Genomic DNA, 24,201 nt, shown 5'->3' with positions numbered 1-24,201 from the left:
AACCGGCTCGAGCAAGGAGTTGCCGTGAACATCGGTGAGATCGCCCGGCGGGCCGGTGTCTCGCGGAGCACCGTGTCCTACGCGCTGAGCGGGAAGCGCCCGGTGTCCAAGGACACGCGCCGGAAGATCCAGCAGGTCGTCGACGAGCTGGGCTACCGGCCCAGCGCCAGTGCCCGCGCCCTGGCCAACGGGCGGACCAGCACCCTCGGCCTGGTCTTCCCGCCGGCCGGGAACCACTACACGGGGATGCAGCTGGACTTCATCGGGAGTGTGGTGGAGGCCGCCGCGGCCTACGACTACGACGTGCTGCTGTCGCCGAGCGGCATGGACAGCGACCGGTCGTTCCAGCGGCTGCTGGGGGAGCGGCGGGTCGACGGGGCGATCCTGATGGAGATCAGACTGGAGGACGACCGGGTGGACCACCTGGCCGCCCTGGACTTCCCCTCCGTCACCATCGGCCGGACCGCCCGCCCCGAGGGCGGTCGGTGGGTCGCCCTGGACCACACCGCGCTGGTGCAGGCCTGCGTCCACCACCTGGCGGATCTCGGCCACCGCCGGGTCGCCTTCGTCAACCGCCCCGAGCAGCTGCTGCGGGCCGGGTACGAGTCCGCGCACCGCGGCCTGGACGGTTTCACCAAGGCGGCGGCCGAGCGCGGGCTGACCGTCCGGACGTACTGCTGCGGGGACGACGCCGCCTCGGGCCAGAGCTGCGTACAGCGCATCCTGCACGACGATCCCGCCACCACGGCCCTGGTCACGCTGAACGAGGCCGCGCTGGGCGGTCTCTACCGAGGGCTCGCCCAGGCCGGCCGTCATGTGCCGCGCGACTTCTCCGTCACCGGAGTGGTGGCCGGCCGCTGGGCGGAGACGGTGACCCCGCAGCTCACCGCGGCCGACGTACCGGCGGCCGACATGGGCCGGCTCGCCGTCGAGCTGCTGGTGGAGCGGCTCGACCATCCCGACGCGCCGCCCCGGCACCATCTCCTCACGCCGCCCATCTCCCTGCGGGCCAGCACCGGGCCTTCGGGAGCCACGCCCGAGGCGGACACCCGCCCCGGCACGACCCCCTGACCGCACCCCACGATCACTTCCTCCCGTTCACTTCCTCACGTTCACCGGACGCCGAACCGCTCCGCCGCGCCCGTTCGTCATGCCCGCGCACCCCGCACCACCCCCAGCCCTCGGCACCCGCATCCCGAAAACGAAGGAACCGGCCATGAACAGCTCCTCCGGACGGCGTCGCCTCACCGCCGCAGCCCTCACCGCCCTGGCCGTCGCGACCACCGCCACCGCCTGCGGCTCGGGAGGCGGCGGGACGAAAGCGGCGGACAGCGGCACGTACACCATCTGGGACCCGTACCCCCAGTTCGACAAGGGCTCGGCATGGGTGAAGCTGCTGGACGAGTGCGGCGGCGAGGCCGGGGTGAAGATCAAGCGCACCGGCTTCGACACCAGCGACCTGGCGAACAAGGCGCTGCTGGCCGCGCAGCAGGGCAACTCCCCGGACATCCTCATCGTCGACAACCCGGTGGTGTCGACCCTGGCCGAAGCGGGCGTCCTCACCACCACCGGCGACAACAAGCTGGACACCTCGAAGGTGAACCCCAATCTGCTCGCGGCCGGCCAGTCCGGCGGCAAGACCTACGGCACCCCGATCGGCGCCAACACCCTCGCCCTCTACTACAACAAGAAGGTCCTGAAGGAGGCCGGGGTCGACATCGCCTCCGTCAAGGACTGGAAGTCGCTGACGGCGGCGCTGGAGAAGGTCAAGAAGGCGGGCAAGAAGGGCATCACCTTCTCGGCGATCGGCACCGAGGAAGGCAGCTTCCAGTTCCTGCCCTGGCTCTGGGGCTCGGGCGCGAAGCTGACCGAGCTCGACTCCGACCGGGCCGCTTCCGCGCTGTCCCTGTGGAAGGACTGGCTGGCCAAGGGCTAGGCCCCGAACTCGGTGCTCAACAACACCCAGACCACCAGCTGGCAGGAGTTCGCCACCGGCGACTACGCGTTCGGCGAGAACGGCACCTGGCAGCTCGCCAAGGCCAAGGAGGCGGGGTTCGACTACGGCGTGCTGCCCATCCCCGGCGCCGGGGGAGGCAAGGCGTCGGCCCCGACGGGCGGCGAGTTCGTCACCGTCCCGGTCCAGGACCCGACCGACCGCTACGCCACCACCCGGAAGCTCGTGACCTGCCTGACCAGCACCCGGAACCTGTACGACACGGACACCACCCTCTCGTACGTCGCCCCCACCTCCGAGGTCCAGGACAAGCAGGTGGCGGACAACCCCGAGCTGGGGCCGTGGGTGGACGCCGTCAAGGCCGCCCGGGGCCGCACCAGCGACGACCTGGGCACCAAATACCCGAAGATCTCGGAGCAGCTATGGAAGGCCGTGCAGTCCGCCCTGAGCGGCTCGAAGTCCCCGAAGGACGCGCTGAGCGCCGCCCAGTCCGCCGTCAAGTGACGCACACCAGGGCCTTTTGATGAGTCACGCGACACACGTGCCGCATCGCCGGACCGTCTCCGACCCCCGGGCGGCCCCCGCCGCACCGCCCCGGGCACGGCGCCGCCCCGGCTCCCAGCAGTGGGCCGCCTGGGCCTTCCTCACCCCCGTCACCCTCTATCTCGCCCTCTTCTACGCCTATCCGCTGTACCGCAACCTCGATCTGAGCCTGCGGAACTACACCGTCCGCTCCTTTGTCCGGGGCGACGCGCCCTTCACCGGCCTGGCCAACTACCGCACCGTCCTCGACGACCCGACCTTCGCCCCCGCCCTGGTCCACACCGTGGTGTTCACCGCCGTGTGCCTGTTCTTCCAGTACGCCATCGGCCTGGCCCTCGCGGTCTTCTTCAACCAGCACTTCCGGCTCTCCGCCACCCTGCGCGCCCTGTTCCTGGTGCCCTGGCTGCTGCCGCTGATCGTGTCGGCCTCCACCTGGTCATGGATGCTCAACAGCGACTCCGGTGTCGTGAACTCCGCCCTGCACGCCGTCGGCATCGACCCGGTGAACTGGCTGACCTCACCGTCCTGGTCGCTGACCTCGGTGATCATCGCGAACATCTGGATCGGCGTCCCGTTCAACCTGGTCGTGCTCTACAGCGGGCTGCAGTCCATCCCCGCCGGCCTGTACGAGGCCGCCGCCCTCGACGGGGCGGGCGCCTGGCGCCGGTTCTGGAGCATCACCTTCCCGCTGCTGCGCCCGGTGTCCGCCATCACCCTGCTGCTGGGCCTGGTCTACACGCTCAAGGTGTTCGACATCATCTGGATCATGACCAGGGGAGGCCCCGCCGACTCGTCCACCACCTTCGCCACCTGGTCCTACCAGCTCGGCTTCGGCAACCTGCTGCCCGCCTTCGGCCCGGGGGCGGCCGTCGGCAACCTGCTCGTGGTGGCCGCCCTGGTCTTCGGCCTGGTCTATGTCCGGGCGCAGAGAAAGCAGGCGTTGACATGATGCGAAGCCGCGAGCGCACCTGGGGAAAGACGACGATCGGCCTCCTGCTGACCGCGATCATGCTCTTCCCGGTCTACTGGATGGTGAACGTGTCCTTCACCCGCGACCAGGACATGCGCAAGAGCCCACCGGACCTGTTCCCCTTCCACGGCACACTGACCGGCTACCGCACGGTCCTCGACGAGCAACTGCCCTACCTCGGCACCAGCCTCGTCATCGGTCTGGGCACCGTCGTGCTGACCGTGGCCCTGTCCGCGCCCGCCGGTTACGCGCTGGCCAAGCTGCGCCCGCGCGGCGGCGGGGTGCTCAGCTTCCTGCTCCTGGCCGCCCAGATGATCCCCGGCATCATCATGGCGATGGGCTTCTACGCCATCTACCTCCAGCTCGGCCTGCTCCAGTCCGTGCCCGGCCTGGTCGTCGCCGACTCCACCCTGGCCGTCCCCTTCGCGGTGCTCATCTTCACCGCCTTCATGTCCGGCATCCCCGGCGAACTGCTCCAGGCCGCGAAGACCGACGGCGCCGGACCCCTGCGCACCTTCTGGTCGGTCGTCCTGCCGATGAGCCGCAACGCGGTCGTCACGGTGTCCCTGTTCGCCTTCCTGTGGTCCTGGTCCGACTTCGTCTTCGCCAGCACCCTCGCGGGCGGCGGCGCGCACAAGCCGATCACCCTCGGCATCTACCACTACATCGGCAACAACAACCAGGAGTGGAACGCCATCATGGCCACCGCCGTCGTGGCCTCGCTGCCCGCCGCGGTCATCCTCGTGCTCGCCCAGCGGTACGTCGCCGCCGGCGTGACCGCGGGCGCCGTGAAGGACTGACCTCCCGGTACGCCGCCGCACCCGGCCGGCACGCCGCCGGCCCGCCACCGCTGAAGAAACGAGTGACGCCCATGACCGCCGCCCCGTCCGGCCCGGCCTTCTCGGTCCACGATATTCCGTTCAGTACGCAAGGAGCCTGGTTCGGCATCTCGCCCGTGGTGGCGCAGAAGACCTATGCCGACGACCTCCACCTGGTGTCGCACCAGAACGGTCTGCACGCCGTCCTGCGGTTCGTCCCTTTCGACGCCGGGACGGACGCCCGGGCCGCGACCCGTGTCGAGGCGACACCGGGCCTGCTCAGCTGGATCGGCGACGGCGGGCGTATCGACCTCGCCTACGAGTCACCGGACACCATACGGCTGCGTGGCGAGGGGCTCGGCCTGCGGGTCCGTGCCGCCGAGCAGACGCTGACCCCCTTCACGGGCTCCTACTTCTTCCGTGACCCGGTGGACGGGGCCTACGTCTTCACCTCGTACGAGACCGGCCGCCGCTACCGGATCACCGCGCTGTCCGCCGGCGCGGTCGAGGTGTCCGGCGCCCAGGGCCTGGGCAGCGCCGAGCGCGGTCTGGACCTCGCGGCGGAGAACGGCGGGGTCTGGGAGGCCGCTGTCGAGGAACTGGACAGCGCACGCCGCCCCTACGCCGCGCGGACGTCCTTCGACCAGGTCGTGGCCGGCGCGCGGAACGCCTTCGCGGCCTTCGCCGACACCGTCGCCCCGTGGCGCTCGGCCGGCACCCCGGCCGCCGAACTGGCCGCCTACGTCCTGTGGTCCGCGACGGTGAACCCGGCGGGCTTCGTCACCCGGCCGGCCGTGCTGATGTCCAAGCACTGGATGGACAAGGTCTGGAGCTGGGACCACTGCTTCAACGCCCTGGCGCTGGCCCCCGGCCTGCCCGCGTCCGCCTGGGACCAGTTCTCCCTTCCCTTCGACCACCAGGACGAGAGCGGAGCCCTGCCCGACTCCGTCACCCACTCCGAGATCCTCTACAACTACGTCAAACCCCCCATCCACGGCTGGGCCCTGGGCCACCTGCGCCGACGCCTGCCCGAACCGCTCGACCCGGCGGAGCTGGCCCGCGCGTACGACCGGCTGGCACGCTGGACGGAGTTCTGGCTCACCGTGCGCAGAGCGCCCGGCAGCGCCCTTCCCCACTACCAGCACGGCAATGACAGCGGCTGGGACAACGCCACCACCTTCGACCCGGAACGGGTGGTCGCCACCGCCGACCTCGCCGGGTTCCTGGTCCTCCAACTGCGCGAACTCGCCGGCCTGGCTGAAGAGCTGGGGCGGCCGGACGACGCCCGCCGGTGGAGCCGGACCGCGGACGCGACCCAGGCCGAGCTGCTCGACCACCTCTGGAAGGGCGACCACTTCGTCGCCCGCGGAGCGCACAGCGGGAACACCTGGAGCAGCTCCAGCCTGCTGGATCTGATGCCCATCGCGCTCGGCGAGCACCTGCCGCGGCAGGTCGCGGCCGCGCTGGCCGACCGCATCCGGAGACACCTGACGCCGTACGGACTCGCCACCGAACTGCCCGGCTCACCGCACTACCTCGCCGACGGCTACTGGCGCGGCCCCGTCTGGGCCCCCGCCGTCGTCCTCATCGAGGACGGCCTGCGCCGCAGCGGCCACCGGAACCTCGCGGACGAGATCAGCGCCCGCTTCCGGACCCTGTGCGAGACCCATGGCTTCGCGGAGAACTTCGACGCCCTCACCGGAACCGGCCTGCGCGACCGCGCCTACACCTGGACCGCCAGCGGCTATCTGCTCCTCGCCGAGGCCCACGCACGTAAATCGACACAAGCCACGCCGAGATCGCCCCGGTAGTGGATCAGGCGGGTGGCCCACCGCTCACAGGCCTTACCGTAAGTCCATGCTCAAGACGCCGTCGCGGGTCGAACTGTGCCCGCTCACCCTCTCCGACCAGGACGAGTTCTGCGCGCTCGTGCGGGCCAGCGCCGAGCTGCACCGGCCTTGGATGCAACTCCCCGCGACCCCGGAGGCGTTTCAGGCCTGGATGCGCCGCTTCGACGACGGCACCAACCGGGGCTATTTGGTCCGCGTCCGGGAGACCGGCGCCACAGCCGGCACGATCAACATCAACTCGATCATCCGGGGTCGCTACCAGGGCGCGTCCCTCGGCTATGCGGCCTTCGCCCCGTCCGCGGGGCACGGGTACATGACCGAAGGACTCGCCCTCGTTCTGCGGCACGGCTTCACCGACCTGCGGCTCCACCGGCTGGAGGCCAGCATCCAGCCGGCGAACAAGGCATCCCTGGCCCTGGTCCGGCGGCTGGGCTTCCGCTACGAAGGGGTCTCGCCCGACTACCTCTACATCGCCGGGGCCTGGCGGGACCACGAACGCTGGGCCATCACCGCACCGGCCCCCTGGACACCCGATCCATCCCTCCCCGAGTTCTGAGCCGCCCGCCGCCGCTTACCGCTTGATCATTGACATCAGCAGCCCGTGGGTCTCGTCGTCGGCGGCGACCACGAGCCCACGACCTGCCTCACCGAGCGGGGCACCGTCGATCCCGGTGACCACGCAGCCGGCAGCGCGGCACACGGCGATGCCGGCCGCGAAATGCACGCTCCCCGACAAGTCGCCGCCATCGGTGACATACGCGGCGCGCTTGCCGGCGGCGACCCACGCCAGCGCCAGTGTCGTCGACACGACGCGCGGCCGGAAACGCCCGACGAACTCAGGGCGGGCCAGCAGATCCACGGCCCGGAATCCGGGCGCGCTCGGGAACGGGGGGTCCAGGTTGACGTCCACCAGGCCAGTGGCGGGCGTGGGGGCCGCCGGCCGTACATGGCGCGGACCACGTCCGCGCCGGCCCGCGCCCCGGCTGTCGCGACCGCGGCGTCGTCGGAGCCCGCGGATGACTTGATCATGTCGTGCAGACTATCGAGGCCCGCGGGCCCGGACGAGGACGGCGGCGAGGTGAAGACCTCGTACCCTGATTCCCGTGTCGCCTTCCCGCCTGCGTCGAGTCGCCGTCCTTGTGCTCGAGGGCGCGAAGCCCCTCGATGTCGGCATTCCCGCACAGGTGTTCGCGACCCGCGCCAGCATGCCGTACGAGGTGCGGGTGTGCGGCGCGGCGCCCGGCCTCGTGACCGGTGGCGACGGCCTGGCGTACCACGTCGCCCACGGCCTCGACGCGCTCGCGTGGGCCGACCTCGTCTTCGTCCCCGGCTACCGCTTCCCGGACCGCGACGACCCGCCACAGGCCGTCGTCGACGCGCTGGTCGCCGCACACGACCGGGGCGCACGGCTCGCCGCCATCTCGACGGGCGCCTTCGCGCTCGCCGCCACGGGGCTGCTCGACGGCAGACGCGCCACCACGCACTGGCACTACACGCGGGCGCTCACGGCCAGGCATCCGCTCGTCCGGGTCGACGAAAACGTTCTGTTCGTCGACGAGGGCAGCGTCCTGACCTCGGCCGGCGCCGCCTCGGGCATCGACCTGTGCCTGCACATCCTGCGCGGTGACCTCGGGGTGGCCGCGTCGAACCACGCCGCCCGGCGCCTGGTCGCGGCCCCCTACCGCAGCGGTGGCCAGGCGCAGTACGTGCCGCGCAGCGTGCCCGAGCCGCTCGGCGAACGGTTCGCCGCCACCCGCGAATGGGCGCTGCACCGGCTCGACGAGCCCCTCAGCCTCGAAGCCCTCGCCCGCCACGCGGCGGTCTCGCCGCGCACGTTCTCGCGGCGCTTCGTCGAGGACACCGGGTACACGCCCATGCAGTGGGTCATGCGCGCCCGCATCGACCTGGCCCGTGAGCTGCTCGAACGCTCGGAGCGCAGTGTCGAGCAGATCGCGAACGACGTCGGCCTCGGCACCGGCACGAATCTGCGGATGCACTTCCAGCGGATCCTGGGGACCACACCGAGCGAGTACCGGCGGACCTTCACCCGGGGGGAGTAGCCGACCGCACGATCTGGCGCGATCCTTTTGAACCATGGCGCTCCCGCCACGGCCATCGGCGGATCTTGCACGCGAGGCTGATGACGAACGGAAGGGACACCATTCATGACTCGCATCGCCATCAACGGTTTCGGCCGCATCGGACGCAACGTGCTGCGCGCCCTGCTCGAACGCGACAGCGACCTCGAGATCGTGGCCGTCAACGACCTCACCGAGCCGGCCACGCTCGCCCGGCTCCTCGCCTACGACACCACGGCCGGACGGCTCGGCCGCCCGGTGACCGTCGACGGCGACGCCCTCGTGGTCGACGGCCGCCGCATCCGGGTGCTCGCCGAGCGGGAGCCGGCGCGGCTGCCGTGGGCCGAGCTCGGTGTCGACATCGTGCTGGAGGCGACCGGCCGCTTCACGGCCGCCAAGGCCGCGCGGGTCCACCTCGACGCGGGCGCGAAGAAGGTGCTCGTCAGCGCGCCCTCGGACGGCGCCGACGTCACGCTCGCCTACGGGGTCAACACCGACGCCTACGACCCGGCGCTGCACACGATCGTCTCGAACGCCTCGTGCACGACCAACGCGCTCGCACCGCTGGCCGCGGTCCTCGACGACCTCGCCCACATCGAGCACGGCTTCATGACCACCGTGCACGCCTACACGCAGGAGCAGAACCTGCAGGACGGCCCGCACCGCGACGCCCGCCGCGCCCGTGCCGCCGCGGTCAACATCGTGCCGACCACGACGGGCGCCGCCAAGGCCATCGGGCTCGTTCTGCCCAACCTCGACGGCAAGCTGTCGGGCGACTCGATCCGCGTACCGGTGCCGGTCGGCTCGATCGTCGAACTCAACACCACCGTCGCCCGCGACGTGACCCGCGACGAGGTGCTGGCCGCCTACCGCGCCGCCGCGGCGGAGGGGCCGCTCGTCGGCATCCTGGAGTACTCCGAGGACCCGCTGGTCTCGGCCGACATCGTCGGCAACCCCGCCTCGTCGATCTTCGACGCGGCCCTCACCCGGGTCGACGGCCGCCATGTGAAGGTGGTCGCCTGGTACGACAACGAGTGGGGCTTCTCCAACCGCGTGATCGACACGCTGGAACTCCTCGCCACCCGCTGACCCTCCACCCCGCTGACCCTCCACCCCGCTGACCGTTCGCCCCGCTGACCGTTCGCCCCGCCGGCGCTCAGCGGGGCGCGGTCCTGCCGCGCGCCGGGCGGGGTGTCGGGGGCTGCGGGCGGTGGCGCACCCGGCTGGAGCGCAGATGGGTGGCCATCGCCTCGGCTGCCTTCTCCGGGTTGCGCTGCACGAGAGCGTCCAGGACGTGCTCGTGCTCGGCGACGGTGGCCTCGACGGACCCGGGCGCGCTGTTCAGCCGCAGCATGTGCAGATGGGCGTGGAGGCGGTTCACCGCGTCGGCGAGCAGCGGCCGCCCCGCGGCCTGGGCCAGCACATCGTGGAACTCCTGGTCGAGCGCGGCGAATCGGCGGTAGTCCGAGTACTTCTCGCCCAGGTCGGGCTGGCGGCGCATCTCCTCGACGATGGCCCGCAGCCGGCCCAGCTCGTCGTCGCTCGCGTTCTCCGCGGCCAGTGAGGCGGCCCGGGGTTCGAGCAGCAGCCGCATCTCGAACAGGTCGAGCAGGGCGTCGGGGTCGAGCAGGTCGGTGGCGCGATAGCCGGCGTTGGGCCGCTTGACCACGAGCCGCTCCGACTCGAGCCGGGCGAGCGCCTCTCGTACGGGGGTCGCCGACACGTCGAGCTGTCGGGCCAGTCCCTCGATGCTCACACGGGCGCCGGGTGCGATCTCGTGGTCCATGATCATCGCCTTGACGCCTTCGTACACGCGATCGGTCAGTGCATCCTGTCGAGTCCCGTCAGCCATGGCATGAATCATAGAGAATCCCTGCTCATGCGGGGTCCGTGAGAACTGTTCGGTGCGCGAGCATTGCCATGCCCTGTTTTCCTATAGCATCCTGGCTCCCGCCATCATTATCTATAGGAAACTGGCTCCGGGTGCCCCTCCCGGGACAGGAGGACGACGATGTCCACCCTCACCACGGCGAAGCTCACCCCCACAGCCGCCGCCGCTCACCGCCGCCGGGTCCTGCTGGCCTCCCTCGTCGGCTCCGCCCTCGAGTGGTACGACTTCTACCTCTACGGCACGGCCGCGGCCCTCGTCTTCAACAAGATCATTTTCCCGTCGTCCGACCCCACGGCCTCACTCCTCGCCTCCTTCGGCACCCTCGCCATCGGCTACTTCGTCCGGCCGCTCGGCGGTCTCCTGTTCGGCCGCCTGGGCGATCTGATCGGCCGCAAACGGGTCCTGATCATCACCCTGCTGGTGATGGGCGCCTCCACCGTCGGCATGGCGCTCGTCCCGACGTACGAGCAGGTGGGCGTCCTCGCCCCCGTCCTGCTGGTCGTCCTGCGGGCCGTCCAGGGGCTCGGGGCCGGTGCCGAATACGGCGGGGCGGCCATCCTGGCGGCCGAGTTCTCCCAGCCGCGACGGCGCGGGCTGTTCGGCGCGGCCCCCAGCGTCGGCGTCTACCTCGGCATCCTCCTCGCCTCCGGCGCCTTCGCGCTGGTGACCCGGCTACCGGAAGACCAGTTCCTGGCCTGGGGCTGGCGCATCCCGTTCGCGGCCAGCGTGCTGGTCATCGCGGTGGCCCTGGTCATCCGCCTGCGGCTGACCGAGAGCCCGGCGTTCGAAGCCGCCCAGGAACGCTCGAGGGCCGCCGAGGTCTCCCCCGTACGCCAGGTCGTGCGCACCGAGTGGAGGGCCGGCCTGGTCGTCTTCGGCCTGCAGACCGCGCAGAACGTCGTCGCCTACCTGAACCTGACGTTCCTGGCCGCCTACCTCACCGACACCCTGGAACTCTCCAGCTCGACGGGCCCCGTCGCCGTCACCGTCGGCACCGCCGTGACGGCCGTCGCCCTGCCCGTGTTCGCCCATCTCACCGACCGCGTCGGCCGCAAACCGGTGGCCCTGGCCGGCATCCTCTTCTCCGCCGCCTTCGTCTTCCCGTACTTCTGGGTCATCGACCACGCGCACACCTCGCTCACCGTCACCCTGGCCGTCGTGGTGAGCATGGGCATCGGCGTGGGCTGCATGTTCGCCCCGCAAGCCGCCTACTTCAGCGAGCTGTTCACCGCGCGGTCCCGCTTCACCGGCCTGGCCCTGTACCGGGAGGTCGCCGGCGCCGTCACCGGCGGACTGACCCCGCTCATCGCGGTCGCCCTCGTCGCCGCGACGGGAGGCCGCTCCTGGGGCGTCGCGCTGTTCGTCATCGCCTCCTGCGTCGTCGGCGGCCTCGCGGTGGGCCTCGGCCCCGAGACCCGCGGCCGCGACCTCGCCGCCACGACCGTCGACGCCCTCCGGGCCTCGACGGGGACCTACCGCTGACCCCGTACGGCCACCCCGACGCCGAGCGCACCTCGCGGTCGTGCTCGGCGTCACGGGTGTCGGCGCCCGCTCAGACGCGGACCAGCGGGGTGTCGACCAGGTGCTCGGCCAGGAACCAGGCCTGCAGTTCGCCGGTGCGGATCACCTGGGAGACCAGCAGGTCATTGGTGCCGTCGTCGCCCAGCTCGGCGGTGCGGGCGGCCGCGTCATGGGCGGCCGCGAGGATGGTCTCGTGGGCCTCCAGCAGCCGCGAGAGCATGGCCGGGACCTCCTCCACGCCGTCCGGCGGGCGCGGAATCGACGTGATCTCGGCGACATGCCGGGGATCGCCCACCGCCACGCCGCCCAGGGTCTGGACGCGCTCGGCGATGGTGTCGACGAGTTCCAGCTGCTCGCCCGCGTGCTTGTCCAGCAGCAGGTGCAGCTGGTAAAAGGTCGCGCCCCGCATGCTCCAGTGGTGCTTCTTGTAGAGGCCATAGAGGATCTGGGTGTCCGCCAGCACCTTGTTCAGGCGCTGGCAGGAATACATGCGCGCCTCATAGGACAGCGCGATGGGGAATTGCTTGACCGTTCCGAACTCCTGGACCACCGGGCTCTTCTGATGAAGCCACGGTTGGCTGCTGGTGGGCTTGTCGGCGGGGGACATGAAGGGCCTCCTGCGATGCTGTGCGGTGGAAACGCCTCCGACGCTAGGGGCCGAACCACGCGACGCGTTGCCCGGGAGCGCACGCGTTGGTGCCCGTCAGCGCACCGAGCGCCCCGCCGGTCGCCGGATGGGGCCAGGGTCCACTGACAGGGGCACCGGGGACGTTTGTTAGGCTCCCCTCGCCTCCCGTGGGGGAAGTCCGGTGAGAGTCCGGCGCTGACCCGCAACGGTGTGCGCGGCGGTCCTGTGGTCCGTCGTGCGAGCCCGATCGCCTGTGGGGGGCCTGTGACCCGTTGACTGCTCGCCGTGGACTGCGAGAGGGGACAGCGCGGCCGGCCCGGCCGTGCGGGCTGTCTCGTGCTCGACGTCCAGCAGGCGGCCCGTGTGAAGGACGGCCCCACCGTGCGCGGAAGTACAGCCCCCCGCCGGATACCCGTGCTGCCGCTCGGCCTCGGGCTGGGGCTGTCGCTCCTGCTGTCGCTGTGGTGCGGGGTCGGGCTCGGTGCCGCCGGGGTCGGCCGGACCGAAGTGCTCCGCTTCCTGTGGGCCGGGCTCACCGGAGGCACCGTGCACGCGCGTGACGCGGCGGCGTACACCATCGTCTGGGAGATCCGGCTGCCGCGTGTCCTGCTCGCCGCCGTCGTCGGGGCGGGGCTCGCGGCCGTCGGCGTGGCCGTGCAGGCCATGGTCCGTAACGCGCTGGCCGACCCCTTCGTCCTGGGCATCTCCTCGGGCGCGGCGGTGGGCGCCAACGCCGTCATCCTGCTGGGCGCGTTCGCGGGGCTGGGAGTGTGGGCGCTGTCGGCGTCCGCGTTCGTCTCGGCGCTCGCGGCCATGGCGCTGGTGTACGCCGTGGCCCGGTCGGCGCACGGGCTGACACCGCTGCGGCTGATCCTGGCGGGGACGGCGCTGGCGTACGGCTTCGAGGCCGTCACCACGGTCATGGTGTTCGGCGCGGCCCGGGGCGAGGCCGCCCGGTCGGCGATGATGTGGCTGCTGGGCAGCCTGGGCGGCGCGACCTGGGAGCAGGTGCCGCTCGCCGCGGCGACCGTGGTGAGCGCCTGGGCGTGGCTGTGGTGGCGCGCCGAGGCGCTCAACGCCCTCGCCATGGGGGACGAGACCTCGGCCGCCCTCGGTGTCCAGCCGTCCCGGCTGCGCCGGGAGTTGTTCCTGGTCACGGCGGCAGCCACCGGGAGTGTCGTCGCGGTCAGCGGGGCCATCGGATTCGTCGGGCTCATGGTGCCGCACGTCGTACGGATGCTGGTCGGCGCCGACCACCGGCGGGTGCTGGCCGTGGCGCCGCTCGCGGGAGCGGTGCTGCTGGTATGGGCCGACCTGCTGTCGCGGCTGCTGCTCGCGCCCGCTGAACTGCCGGTCGGAGTGATCACCGCGGTGGTCGGAGTTCCCGCGTTCCTGCTGCTGATGCGGCGGGGCGGTTACGCGTTCGGAGGTCGCTGAGCGTGCGACTCGACATCGACGAGGTGACGATCGAGGCCGCCGGAGCCCGACTGGTCGACGGCATCCGGCTCTCCGCGGGCAGCGGGACGTTCGTCGGACTCGTCGGCCCCAACGGCAGCGGCAAGTCGACCTTGCTGCGCAGCGTGTACCGGGCACTGCGACCGACCGGCGGGGTGGTACGGCTGGACGGCGAGGACCTGCACGCCATGGACGCACGGGCCGCCGCCCGCGTCCTGGCCGCGCTGCCGCAGGAGTCGCCGGCCGAGTTCGACTTCACGGTGGCCGAGGTGGTCGCCATGGGCCGGCTGCCGCACCGGGACCGGACGGCCGCCTCCGACCGGGAGATCTGCGCCCGGGCGATGACCCGTACGGGCGTGGCCCACCTCGCCCACCGCGGGTTCCTCGGCCTGTCCGGCGGTGAGAAGCAGCGGGTCCTCATCGCCCGCGCGCTCGCCCAGCAACCCCGGGTGCTGGTCCTCGACGAGCCCACCAACCACCTGGACATCGCCCACCAGCTGGACGTCCTCTCCCTGGTCCGCGCCGGCGGGCCGACCGTGCTCGCCGCCCTGCACGACCTCAACCTCGCCGCCGCCCACTGCGATGTCCTGTACGTCATCGCCGGCGGCCGGATCGTCGCCTCCGGGCCACCGCGCGAGGTGCTCCGCCCCCCGCTGCTCGCGGAGGTGTTCGGCGTTCGGGCGCACCCCGTAACACACCCCGAAACCGGCGCCCTCCAGCTCCTGTTCGACCTGCTGCCGCCCACCACATAAGGACCCCCATGCGTAAACTGCTCGCCGCCGCCCTCTGTCTCGCCGCGAGCGCCACGGGCTGCGGCGCCACCGTCGAGCCGTCCGGGGACGCGAAGTCCTCGGCGGTCACCCTCACCAACTGCGGCCGGAAGGTGACGTACGACAAGGTCCCCGAGCGCGTCGTCACCAACGACATCGGCATCACCGAGCTGATGTTCGCCCTCGGCCTGGAGGACCGCATGGCCGGCTTCGCCATGCCCGACGACAAGAAAGACCTGGGTGACGTGCCGTGGAAGGACGGCTACGACAAGGTGAAGTGGCTGTCCAAGGACCGGCTCACCAAGGAGAACGTCCTCGCCGCCCGCGCGGACCTGGTCTTCGCCGGCTGGAACTACGGGTTCAGTGAGGACACCGGCTTCACCCCCGACGCCCTGAAGAAGCTCGGCATCCCCTCGTACATCCTCACCGAGTCCTGCCGCAACGGCCGCGGCAAGTCCTCGCGCGGCGTCATGCCGCCACTGGACGCCCTGTACACCGACCTCACCAACCTCGGCAGGCTGTTCGGCGTCGAGAAGCGGGCCGCGGCGCTGATCGACGGCTTCCGGAAGCAGATCGCGGCCGTGCGGACCAAGGCCCCCCAGGGCGCCGACCGTCCTTCGGTCTTCCTCTACGACAGCGGCCAGGGCCAGCCCTTCACCGCTGGCCGCTACGCCGCCCCGGAGCAGATCATCAGCGAGGCCGGCGGGGTCAACGTCATGCACGACGTGGCGGACTCCTGGACCGCGGTCGGCTGGGAGAGCGTCGTGGAGCGGGACCCGGACGTCATCGTCATCTGTGACTACGGAGACGTGAGCGTCGAGCAGAAGAAGAAGTTCCTGCTCTCCTACGCCCCCCTGCGGGGCGTCTCCGCCGTCAAGCACCGGCGGATCCTCGCCCTGGACTACGCCGACCTGGTCGAAAGTCCCCGTAACCCGTCGGCGATCGCCCGGCTCGGCGCCTATCTGCGGACGGTGCGGGGAAACCGCTGAACACCCCTCCGCCCCGGCCGCGTCCGCGCTCAGCCGCTCGAACCGCGCACCACAAGATCGGGTTTCAGCACCACGTCACCGCTGCCGTCCTCGAGGAGCGCGAGGGAGGCCTCGACCATACGCCCGGCGGTCGAGCCCAGGGTGGTGAGCCCCGGCGCGGCCGTGTCGGAGATGTACGTACCGTCGAAGCTCGCGATCGCGTAGTCGTCGGGCACGCGCTTCCCCATGTGCTGGAGCGCCGTCAGCAATCCGAGCGCCACGGTGTCGGCGGTGCAGATGATCGCGTCCGTGTCGCCGGGGTCCGCGAGCAGGAGCTTCGCCGCGTCGATGCCGCTGGCCACCGTGAAGCTCGGCATCTCCAGAACCCGGTCGCCCGGCCCGGCGAGCGCGCGGAACGCCGCTGTGCGCTCGATGCTCGACGACGAGTCCTCCTGGGCGTCGACCATCAGGATGCTGCGGCGGCCCCGCGCCCGCAGATGATCCACGAGGAGGCGCACCCCCGCCGCGTTGTCGAGCCGCACCGACGGGGCCTCGACCCCCCGCGCGCGCCGGTCCACCTGTACGACCCGGTTGGACCGCGCGAGTTCCGTGATCGCCGCGCCGCTCCGCTCGAACGCCGCGGGCACGACGAGCACCGCGTCCACCAGCGCGCGGTCCATGGCGCCGAGCTGACGCCGCTCGATCTCCGGACTCTCGTCCGTGTCAATGGTCACCAGCCGCTTGCCCTGGAGATCCAGGCGACGCGAGTACGCCGAGACCAGCTCCGCGAAGTAGGCGTTGGCGATCGCCGGGACGACGAGCGCCAGAGAATCCGTTGACTGAAGCCGCAGCGCCCGCGCCGCCGCGTTCACCTTGTAGCCCAGTTCCTCGCAGGCGTTCCGCACCCGCAGCGCCAGCTCGGGATCGACATTGCGCTGAACACCGGAGAGCACACGGCTCGCCGTCGGCACCGACACCCCCGCGCGCAACGCAACGTCCTTCAAGCCGACGCGTGCGCCCATCTGCATCCCCTCTGGTCCCCGCCGCTCCGCGATGCTACCAGGGGCGTTCCCAGCGAACGGTTGACGCGACGGAGACCGCGTGCTTAGGTTCGGAAATGCTTTTCCCAGCCATGACAACAACGTGTGGCCGCCCGCAGTAGGACCCGGTCAGGCCGCGGCGGCGACGGCGGCCCATCGAAAGGCGCCCTTCCATGAGCAATGAGGCTCAGCAAGGCCGGAGAGCCACGGCCGTCGAATCGAACGGCGTCAACCCCGTTCCCGATGCCGAACGGCGCGGAAAGCCGCGCGGCCTGTTCGCCGTGTGGTTCGCCTGGAACATCTCGATCCTCGGCATCAGCTATGGCATCTTCGTCTTCGGACTGGGCCTGAACGTCTGGCAGACCATCGTCGCCGGGACCGTCGGCTACCTCGCCTCGTCCGCCCTCGTCGGCATCCTCGCGGTCGGCGGGCCCCGCACCGGCCTGCCGACCCTCGCCCAGACGCGCTTCGCGTTCGGGATGAAGGGCAACAGGATCCCCGCGTTCTTCGCCTACCTGTCCAATATGGGCTGGAAGGTGACCATCATCACTCTTGCCTCGACCACCGGTGCGAACTTGTTCGCGAAGCTGTGGCCGTCGGTGTTCGCCACCGCGGACGGGTCGAGTGCCACCTTCACGATCGTCCTGTGGTTCGTGCTCGTGCTCGCCGTGACGATGACGGTCTCCGTCCTCGGCCATGAGCTCATCATGAAGGTCGAGGTCTGGATCTCGTGGGTGACCGGCATCATGACGGTCGCGTTCCTCGGATTCATGCTGCCCGAGATCCAGTGGTCGCACCTCGGTGACACCCCCGCGGGCGGACCGCTCGTGTTCATCGGCGGCATCATCATGGCGATGACCCTCGTCGGCCTCGGCTTCCTCAACTACGGCGGCGACTTCGCCCGCTACCTCCCGCGCCACACCCCGGCGCGCGGCGTGATCGGCTGGACGGTCGCCGGACTCAGCCTGCCGGTCGTCATCCTCCTCGCCATCGGCGCGCTTCTCGTCGGCGGGGATCCCAAGCTCGGCGCCGCCACGGCGTCCGACCCCATCGGCGCCCTCACCGCGCTCCTGCCGATGTGGTTCTTCGTGCCGTTCTCCATCGTGATCGTCGTCTCGCTCGTCTCGGCCGCCATCACCGGCATGTACAGCTCCGGCCTCGCGCTCATGGCGGTCGGCGTGCCGCTGCGCCGCTCCGTGACGACCGGGATCAACGCGGTCATCATCGCGGCGGGCGCCTTCTACCTGCTGTTCATCTCCACCTCCTTCCTCGCGACGTTCCAGTCGTTCCTGTCGCTCATCGCCGTGATGATGGGCACCATGGGCGGTGTCCAGCTCGTCGACTTCATCCGCCAGCGCCGTATGGGCTGGAACACCGACATGGCGAACCCGCGTGGCCACGGCGGCCGCGACGGGCGCTGGACGGCGATTCTCAGCCTGATCATCGGAACGGTCGTCGGCATCGGCCTGGTGACGAGTTCCGACCCGAACTTCCGGAAGATCACGGGATTCCTCCTGACCGAGGAAGGCCGCACCGGAGTGTTCGCGTCGAGCGGGCTCGGCATCGTCATCGCCATGGTGCTCGGCGCCGCGCTCTACGCGGTCCTCACGTTCGGACTCCGGCTGGACCCCAAGCCCGACTACTCGCTGGTGACCGCGGGAGACGCCGCTCGCCGGGAGGGCCGTGGTGAGGTCCCGACTCCGGACGCGGCCGGAAGGAGCTGACACCCTTGTCCGCACAGGAGACCGCGCTGCGGCGCTTCCGGAACCCGGACCCGTGGCACGCGCCGGCCGCCTACTGGTTCTGGCACCGGCTGCCCGACGAGGACACGGTCCGCGCCCAGGTGCGCCAGATGCACGACGCCGGGATCCGGAGCTTCCAGGTGCAGGCGCGGTTGTCCTACCCGATCGAGGGCTACCTGGACGAGGACTACCTCGCCGCCTGCCGTGTCGCCGTGGAGACGGCCGCCGGGCTCGGCATGATCGTCGGCATCTACGACGACTACAACTGGCAGACCGGTCACGCCGCGGGCCGCGCCGTGACCGGCCACGACGAGTTGCGTGAACGCCACCTCTTCTGGGTGCGGATCCCCGCGGGGGCGCGCGACGGCGCGCTCAGCGGAATCCGCTCGGCGACGGAGAACCTCGGCCCCGCCGCGATGGACTGGCACTACGAGGGCGGGGTCGTCGCCTGGGCCGACTGGCGGGTCGAGTACGCGCTGGTCGTGGCAGGGGAGCGGGGCACGGCCGCCGAGCGGCCCGGGCTCGTCGACCGCGTGGACGGCGCGCCCGACGGATGCCGCCTCCGCCTCGCCGAGCCCGTGCCGGACGGCGCGGAGGCGATCGTGTTCGTCTCCGCCCGCTGCGCGACCTCCCGGCTCGTGAACCCGGTCGACCCGCTCGCCGTCGACCGCTTCGTCGAGGCCGGCTACCAGCCCTTCGCCGACGCCCTCGGCGAGTTCTTCGGCTCCACCGTCGCCTACATGTTCTTCGACCAGCCGCACGCCGTGTACTACGACTGGGCCGAGCGCACCGGAGACCTGCGTTCGGCGATGCCGTTCCACGAGAGCCTGGCCGCCTCCATCCGGGAGCGCTGGCACGAGCGGACCCCCCAGGTGCTCGCCGCCGTGCTCGACGGGGACGACCCGGAGCGGCTGAGCCTCCGGGCCCAGTTCTACGAGCACTTCAGCGGCTACGCGATGGAGACGTTCCTCGGCAGGCTGCGCGCCTGGAGCCACGCCCACGGCCTGCGGCAGACCGGCCATGAAGTCCTCGGGCACGTCGGCGGGTGGGCGCTCGACACCGCGTTCACGAACTGGGACCTGCGCGTGAACTTCGGGCTCGACCACTTCGGCGTGGACGGTTACCGCGACCTCACCGCGGTGGACGCGCAGGACGCACTGGTGCAGCTCAGCCCCGTGTTCGGCGACTCCGTCGCCCGCCACCACGGCCGCGGCGGGACGATGGTCGAGCAGTACTTCCTCACCCCGCCCGAAGGCGGGACCCCGTGGTCCGGCCACTGGGGGCTGAGCCTGGCGGAGCTGCGCACCACGTCGATCAACCACCATCTGCAGGGCATGCGGCAGATGATCTTCCATGGCTTCTACCAGACCCACGGTCACGGTGACGATCACGAGTCGATGCGGAACCCACGCTTCGACTTCCCCCCGGGCATCAACTTCGAGCCGTGGTTCGCCGACCACCACCTGCCGTTCGCGCTCGAGAGCGCGCGGCTGAGCGAGTTCCTCGACCCGGTGTCCCCGCAGTGCGATGTCGCGGTCCTGTACCCGTTGCGTACGGTGTGGACGGCCGGTCAGCTCGGCGAGCAGGCGTCGGTGCTGGGCGCATGGGCGCGCGCGCTCACCGAGGCCCGGGTGGGCTTCCACCTCGTCGACGAACGCGATCTCGAGGCCGCCGCCGTGGAGGAGGGCGCGGTGTGCTTGGGGGACCGCCGGTACCGGGCGCTCGTCCTTCCCGCCGTGACGACGCTGCGCTCGGCCGCGTCGCTGCGCCGGCTTCGCCGGCTGGCCGAATCGGGGGTCCGGGTGCTCGCCGGCGGCGCGACACCCGCCGTCTACCAGGAGGGCCCGCAGACCGCCGCGGCGGACTGGGCAGCCCTCGCCCCGGCCGTGGAGCTGTTCGACGCGGTCCCCGCGGAGACGGTCCTGCGCGGGCTCGGCGCGCGGCGGGAGCGGACCGAGCCGACGCTGCGCGTGCCCGCGGGCTCGGCGGTGCGCTGGCGCGGCGGCCCGGACGCGGCCGACGGCTTCCGCTTCGCGTGCTTCGCCGAGGCCGCGGGGACGGTGGAGCTCCTGCTGCCCGACGGGCCCTGGCGGCTCGAGGAGTGGGTGGCCGCCGACGGCACCGTACACGCCCTCGACGCGGCCGGGGGCCCGGTCGTGCTGCGGCTGGAGCAGAACGAGTTGCGCCTGTTGCGCGTGTTCAGGGGCGCGGAGCACGCTTCCGGGCGGGCGGACGCCACGGAGGGTGCCGGGGCCGCGGCCGGTCACGGCACGCCGGAACGGGAATGGTCGGCGCCGGAGGAGCTGGTGTCCGGCTGGCTGCTCGAGATCGCCGACGACGCGTACGAGGAGGCGGGTACCCGCCGCGACATCGCGGTGACGTGCGGCTGGGAGCGTCAGGGCCTGGCGACGTTCGCGGGCACCGCCGACTATGTGCGGCAGGTCCAGCTCGACGCGCCGGTCCCTCTGGAGCTGGTGCTCCCGGCTGTCGCCGGAGCCGTGGCGGTGTCCGTGAACGGCGTGCGGGTGGGGGAGCGGGCCTGGGCGCCGTACCGCGTCACGATCCCCGCCGACACCCTGCGGCCCGGGGGGAACGAACTCCGCGTCCGGGTCGCGCCGTCGGCCGCCAACCGCTACTACGCCGGGACCGGACTCCGCGCCGAGCCCGAGCCGTGCGGGCTGCTGGCGCCGCCGCTGCTGAGCCGCGCCCTCGCGCCGCCGGACCTCGGTGGTCGCCGTGCGGTCAGCGGGACCGTGTCAGAACAGCCGTCCCCTTTTCGTGGTCGATGAATTCGGAGGACCAATCCGGATACTGGCGGCACCAGCGCTCGACTATCCGCCGCTCGTCCGGGCGGCTCGCGTCGTCCATGAATATCCGCGCATCGCTGTTCGTTTTGGATTCGAGCAGGGGAAGTGCCGGGTACCTGGAAAGCGGCTGGAGGAACCCCGGGGGCCCGTCGACCACCACCATGTCGCAGTTCTCGACGTCTTCCATCCGCGCCGGGTCGTACCACTGCCATCGCTCCCCTTCGATGTCCACCTCGACCAGGGGGGCGATGCGCACCTGTGCGTACTCGCTCAGCCCTTGCCGCCGCAAGGTGGCGGCTGTCGCACTGCCGAAGTCCTTGTCGTGATCGATCGAGACGATCTTCCCGGGGATCTCGAAGTGGCGCAGCGCGTTCGCCATCCAGACCGTCGAAGCGCCGCTTCCCAGGTCCAGGACGGACAGCGGGCGACGCTCCTGGATGTGTGAGACCAGGAAGAGCAGGAAATCGGGCGAGGCCGTCCACTTCGTGGGGCGTGGCATGGCGTGCTTGACGGGAATAATTCTGTAGAGATTCGTCAGAGCCTCGACTTGTCTGAAGCGGTTCTCCATGACCTGCCGAAGGTCGGCGATTTCCCTCAGGATGTCATCCATCGACGTCATGATCCGTCTTTCATCCGTGGTCGTAATCGCACGGATCCTATCTCGCGCGCGCCGCCGACAACGGGCGTCGGCGGCGCGGTGGCTCTTACGGAGCGGGACGGTGTCAGGCGAGTCCTTCCTCCTCGGTGAGTCGCCGCCCGATCCGCCGCACCAGGGCCGGGGAGAGCAGGACAGCGGCCAGGGCCACCGCGATCCAGGCGCCGGCCGTGATCGGCAGCCAGAACGCCGCGCCCGTCGGGTAGGGCACGACGTTGCGGTAGAGGGTGTAGCCGAGCACGGCCACGCTCGCGGCCGGAATGACCAGCTCCCTTCCCGCTCTCCATCTACGGGCTGTCGTTCTGGCTGCCGACCATCATCGACGGCTTCGGCGACCTGACCACCACCCAGGTCGGCTTCGTGCCCGCCATCCCGTACGTGTGCGTCGCCGTCGGCCTCGTCGTGGTACCCCGCCTCGTGGCCCGCCGCGACACCCCGTACCTCTGGATCACCGCCATGCTGGCCCTGACCATCGCCGGATTCACCGTCGCGGCGCTCTTCGGCTCGCCCACCGTCCAGATGCTCGGCCTGTGCGCGGCCGCCGTCGGCGGCTACGCCGCGCAGCCCGCCTTCTGGGCGCTCATCCCACGCTTCCTCACCGGCGCGGGCCGCCGGCATCGCCGCCGTCAACGCGGTCGGCAACCTCGGCGGCGGATTCGGACCGCTCGGCATCGCGGCGGTCGTCGACTCCACCGGCAGCGCGCTCACCGACCTGATGTTCCTCCTCGCGGTCGCGGTCCTGGGGCTGCTCGCCGTCCCGCTGCTGCGCCGCGCGCTGAGCCCCCGTGCTTCCGTCCCGACCGGCCCGAACCCGGAACGGCAGAAGGCGTGAGCCGCGGCCGCCGCGAGCGGTGCTTTCACCCTTCCGCTTTCACCCTTCCGCGCCGACGAAGGGCTCCCTTAGCGTGGAGGGGTGACCAGTACGATCATGCGAATCCGCCAGGTACGCCGTCGGCTCGTGGAGGAGGGGCCTGCGCGGACGCGGGACCGCGAGGCGGACTTCGAGACGGTCACCGTGCCGGAACGCGACTGTGATCTGCTGCGTGACCTGCTGATTTCCGAGGGCGTGCAGACGGTGGTCGAGGTCGGTCTCGCATACGCGAGTTCCGCCCTCGCCATCGGCGAGGCGCTGATCACTGTCAACCGGCCCCGTCCCCGGCACATCATCATCGACCCGCTCCAGGAAAGTGCCTGGTCCAACGTCGGCTGGGAGCTGCTGTGCTCCGCGGGCCTGGATTCGATCGCCTCGCTCATGCCGAGTCCTTCGTCGATCGCGCTCCCGCAACTCCTCAGCGAGGGTCTCACCGCCGACGCGGCATTCGTGGACGGCAGTCACCGGTTCCATGAAGTCTTCGTCGATCTCTATTTCCTGCGAAAGATCGTCCGACGCGGCGGGCTGATCGTCGTCGACGACGACTGGGCACCGTCCGTGCGAACCGCCGTGCGCTACTACCAGCAGAACCTGGGGTGGACGGTAATTCCCGGCGCATTTCCCGGCGAAACCGCGACGGCGGCGGGCTCCGGCCCTCGGGGCGAACCAAGGATCCGCTGCAAGGCGCTGCGCCTGCCCGATCCTTCCTTCGAGCCGCCCTTCGAGGACTTCCACGCGTTCTGAGGGCCGGAAGGCCGCTTCCCGTCAGGAGGTCTCGGAGTCGGGGATCAGATGGATCGCGGCCTCTTCGGCCGAGGCCCCGGCCCCGTCCAAGCCGATGTCGAAAGCGACCAGGTCGGACTCGGTGTTCTCATGGGCGCCCTCGTCCGGCCCGATCAGCCGTCCGGCGCGCTCGTCGCCGACCTCGTCGTCGATGGGCTCACCATCGGTGTCCCAGGTGTCCCCGATGCCGTCGCCCTCCGGCACGGCGATGTCCGGAACCTCCTCGGCAAGGCGCTCGTCCAGACTCTCCCCACGCCGCTGCTCCGCCGCCGTGACACCGGTGTGCTCCACGGCCCAGGGCCTCTCCGGAGGCGAGTAGCCCTCGTCCAGGGCCTGGTCGCCGGCCCGGTAGTCGAGGGTGTCCGACGCGTCCAGCAGCCCGACGTCGTCCTGCACCTCCGACCCGTCCGGCTGGTAGACCTCGTCCCCCATCGCTTCGTCGGCCATTCGTTCGCGCTCCAGAGTCGTTCGGGGGCGGAAAGCTGGAGGCAGCTCTCCCACCAGTCTTGCACTGAACCCGTGCCGCCTCGGCAATCCGGCAACGGTGACAGACACAAGTGTCCCAGCCGTTTTCCGCGCCACCGCCACGAACCGAGGTAGCGTGCGCTCCTGGGCAACAAGAGGGCGCGCGTGGAACACGCGGCGCGTTGGAGTCCGGCGCCACGGTGGCACCGCGGGTCACCGTGAGTGGCCGGACATGAGCCGTCGGTGTCCCCGGCGCCGTACGTGGATCGCGGGTTGCTCGGGGACGCGTCGTGCGTCATGGCCGGCGTCGTCCAGGTGTCCCGGAGTCTGGCGCCCGCCGGACAGATCGAGGCGGCCCTCAGGGGCGCGGGGGAGAGTGCCCAGCAGGCGCG

20 protein-coding genes and 2 pseudogenes are annotated in these 24,201 nt (G+C 71.1%); 15 read left to right on the top strand and 7 right to left on the bottom strand.

Going from position 1 to position 24,201, the window contains the following annotated elements; genetic code table 11:
* Window positions 1-24 precede the first annotated feature (24 nt).
* The 6 genes and pseudogenes from BBH68_RS35820 to BBH68_RS35795 all read left to right on the top strand — a co-directional run bounded on the left by BBH68_RS35820 (window position 25) and on the right by BBH68_RS35795 (window position 6,691).
* Window positions 25-1,071: a LacI family DNA-binding transcriptional regulator gene (locus BBH68_RS35820; protein WP_065967961.1), complete on the top strand. Its 1,047-nt coding sequence runs from the start codon at window positions 25-27 to the stop codon at window positions 1,069-1,071.
* Between the two features lie 145 nt (window positions 1,072-1,216).
* A pseudogene (locus BBH68_RS35815) lies at window positions 1,217-2,458 on the top strand (sugar ABC transporter substrate-binding protein).
* A gap of 19 nt (window positions 2,459-2,477) precedes the next feature.
* Window positions 2,478-3,446 carry a carbohydrate ABC transporter permease gene (locus BBH68_RS35810; RefSeq protein ID WP_065967960.1) on the top strand — a complete coding sequence of 323 codons (969 nt, stop codon included), beginning with the start codon at window positions 2,478-2,480 and terminating at the stop codon, window positions 3,444-3,446.
* Window positions 3,443-4,267 carry a carbohydrate ABC transporter permease gene (locus BBH68_RS35805; protein WP_065967959.1) on the top strand — a complete coding sequence of 275 codons (825 nt, stop codon included), beginning with the start codon at window positions 3,443-3,445 and terminating at the stop codon, window positions 4,265-4,267. The genes BBH68_RS35810 and BBH68_RS35805 overlap by 4 nt, the downstream gene beginning before the upstream one ends.
* 71 nt (window positions 4,268-4,338) lie before the next feature.
* Window positions 4,339-6,096 carry an amylo-alpha-1,6-glucosidase gene (locus BBH68_RS35800; protein WP_065967958.1) on the top strand — a complete coding sequence of 586 codons (1,758 nt, stop codon included), beginning with the start codon at window positions 4,339-4,341 and terminating at the stop codon, window positions 6,094-6,096.
* A gap of 46 nt (window positions 6,097-6,142) precedes the next feature.
* Window positions 6,143-6,691 (top strand): GNAT family N-acetyltransferase, encoded by a 549-nt coding sequence (locus BBH68_RS35795; RefSeq protein WP_065967957.1) that lies wholly within the window; start codon window positions 6,143-6,145, stop codon window positions 6,689-6,691.
* Between the two features lie 15 nt (window positions 6,692-6,706).
* Here the strand turns inward: BBH68_RS35795 and BBH68_RS35790 are convergent.
* Window positions 6,707-7,069: pseudogene (locus tag BBH68_RS35790) on the bottom strand (inositol monophosphatase family protein); the annotation flags it as partial.
* A 169-nt stretch (window positions 7,070-7,238) separates the two neighbouring features.
* Here BBH68_RS35790 and BBH68_RS35785 point away from each other — a divergent pair.
* Both BBH68_RS35785 and gap read left to right on the top strand, forming a co-directional pair.
* Entirely contained in the window at window positions 7,239-8,195 is a 957-nt protein-coding gene (locus tag BBH68_RS35785) for a GlxA family transcriptional regulator (protein WP_065967956.1), read from the top strand.
* Window positions 8,196-8,300: 105 nt separating this feature from the next.
* Window positions 8,301-9,302, top strand: coding sequence for a type I glyceraldehyde-3-phosphate dehydrogenase (gap, locus tag BBH68_RS35780; protein WP_065967955.1), 1,002 nt, complete (start codon window positions 8,301-8,303; stop codon window positions 9,300-9,302).
* Window positions 9,303-9,369: 67 nt separating this feature from the next.
* On the opposite strand, the gene BBH68_RS35775 is transcribed toward gap, so the two are convergent.
* Window positions 9,370-10,065: a GntR family transcriptional regulator gene (locus BBH68_RS35775; RefSeq protein WP_079151422.1), complete on the bottom strand. Its 696-nt coding sequence runs from the start codon at window positions 10,063-10,065 to the stop codon at window positions 9,370-9,372.
* A gap of 159 nt (window positions 10,066-10,224) precedes the next feature.
* Between BBH68_RS35775 and BBH68_RS35770 the strand changes: the two genes are divergently transcribed.
* The gene (locus BBH68_RS35770) at window positions 10,225-11,586 is read left to right on the top strand and encodes an MFS transporter (protein WP_065967953.1); all 1,362 of its coding nucleotides are present in this window, start codon (window positions 10,225-10,227) and stop codon (window positions 11,584-11,586) included.
* Between the two features lie 70 nt (window positions 11,587-11,656).
* On the opposite strand, the gene BBH68_RS35765 is transcribed toward BBH68_RS35770, so the two are convergent.
* Window positions 11,657-12,232, bottom strand: a complete 576-nt coding sequence (locus tag BBH68_RS35765) for a Dps family protein (protein WP_065967952.1) — start codon at window positions 12,230-12,232, stop codon at window positions 11,657-11,659.
* A 402-nt stretch (window positions 12,233-12,634) separates the two neighbouring features.
* On the opposite strand from BBH68_RS35765, the gene BBH68_RS35760 reads away from it, so the two are divergent.
* The 3 genes from BBH68_RS35760 to BBH68_RS35750 are packed head-to-tail and all read left to right on the top strand — an operon-like array spanning window position 12,635 to window position 15,467.
* The gene (locus BBH68_RS35760) at window positions 12,635-13,690 is read left to right on the top strand and encodes an iron chelate uptake ABC transporter family permease subunit (protein WP_065967969.1); all 1,056 of its coding nucleotides are present in this window, start codon (window positions 12,635-12,637) and stop codon (window positions 13,688-13,690) included.
* Between the two features lie 2 nt (window positions 13,691-13,692).
* On the top strand, window positions 13,693-14,460 hold the full coding sequence (locus BBH68_RS35755; protein WP_065967951.1) for an ABC transporter ATP-binding protein: 768 nt from the start codon (window positions 13,693-13,695) through the stop codon (window positions 14,458-14,460).
* Window positions 14,461-14,468: 8 nt separating this feature from the next.
* Window positions 14,469-15,467 (top strand): ABC transporter substrate-binding protein, encoded by a 999-nt coding sequence (locus BBH68_RS35750; protein WP_065967950.1) that lies wholly within the window; start codon window positions 14,469-14,471, stop codon window positions 15,465-15,467.
* Between the two features lie 29 nt (window positions 15,468-15,496).
* Here the strand turns inward: BBH68_RS35750 and BBH68_RS35745 are convergent, their stop codons facing one another.
* Window positions 15,497-16,468 (bottom strand): LacI family DNA-binding transcriptional regulator, encoded by a 972-nt coding sequence (locus BBH68_RS35745; protein ID WP_065967968.1) that lies wholly within the window; start codon window positions 16,466-16,468, stop codon window positions 15,497-15,499.
* Window positions 16,469-16,659: 191 nt separating this feature from the next.
* Between BBH68_RS35745 and BBH68_RS35740 the strand changes: the two genes are divergently transcribed.
* Together BBH68_RS35740 and BBH68_RS35735 are read left to right on the top strand one after the other, a co-directional pair.
* Complete coding sequence (locus BBH68_RS35740) at window positions 16,660-18,210, top strand: purine-cytosine permease family protein (RefSeq protein WP_076971223.1); 1,551 nt, start codon at window positions 16,660-16,662, stop codon at window positions 18,208-18,210.
* A gap of 5 nt (window positions 18,211-18,215) precedes the next feature.
* Window positions 18,216-21,017 carry a type 1 glutamine amidotransferase family protein gene (locus tag BBH68_RS35735; protein WP_065967949.1) on the top strand — a complete coding sequence of 934 codons (2,802 nt, stop codon included), beginning with the start codon at window positions 18,216-18,218 and terminating at the stop codon, window positions 21,015-21,017.
* Here BBH68_RS35735 and BBH68_RS35730 read toward each other — a convergent pair.
* Window positions 20,971-21,645 (bottom strand): class I SAM-dependent methyltransferase, encoded by a 675-nt coding sequence (locus BBH68_RS35730; protein ID WP_158080337.1) that lies wholly within the window; start codon window positions 21,643-21,645, stop codon window positions 20,971-20,973. The two genes, BBH68_RS35735 and BBH68_RS35730, sit on opposite strands and share 47 nt — an antisense overlap.
* A 112-nt stretch (window positions 21,646-21,757) precedes the next feature.
* Window positions 21,758-21,937: a hypothetical protein gene (locus BBH68_RS35725; protein ID WP_065967947.1), complete on the bottom strand. Its 180-nt coding sequence runs from the start codon at window positions 21,935-21,937 to the stop codon at window positions 21,758-21,760.
* Between the two features lie 666 nt (window positions 21,938-22,603).
* Between BBH68_RS35725 and BBH68_RS35715 the strand changes: the two genes are divergently transcribed.
* Window positions 22,604-23,305, top strand: a complete 702-nt coding sequence (locus BBH68_RS35715) for a class I SAM-dependent methyltransferase (protein ID WP_245738466.1) — start codon at window positions 22,604-22,606, stop codon at window positions 23,303-23,305.
* Between the two features lie 21 nt (window positions 23,306-23,326).
* Here BBH68_RS35715 and BBH68_RS35710 read toward each other — a convergent pair whose 3' ends face one another.
* Complete coding sequence (locus BBH68_RS35710) at window positions 23,327-23,791, bottom strand: DUF5709 domain-containing protein (protein ID WP_065967944.1); 465 nt, start codon at window positions 23,789-23,791, stop codon at window positions 23,327-23,329.
* Between the last annotated feature and the right edge of the window lie 410 nt (window positions 23,792-24,201).

Source organism: Streptomyces sparsogenes (assembly GCF_001704635.1).
Lineage (GTDB): Bacteria > Actinomycetota > Actinomycetes > Streptomycetales > Streptomycetaceae > Streptomyces > Streptomyces sparsogenes.
The sequence above is the reverse complement of the archived record's forward strand: the minus strand, read 5'-3'. Positions and strand labels throughout refer to the sequence as shown.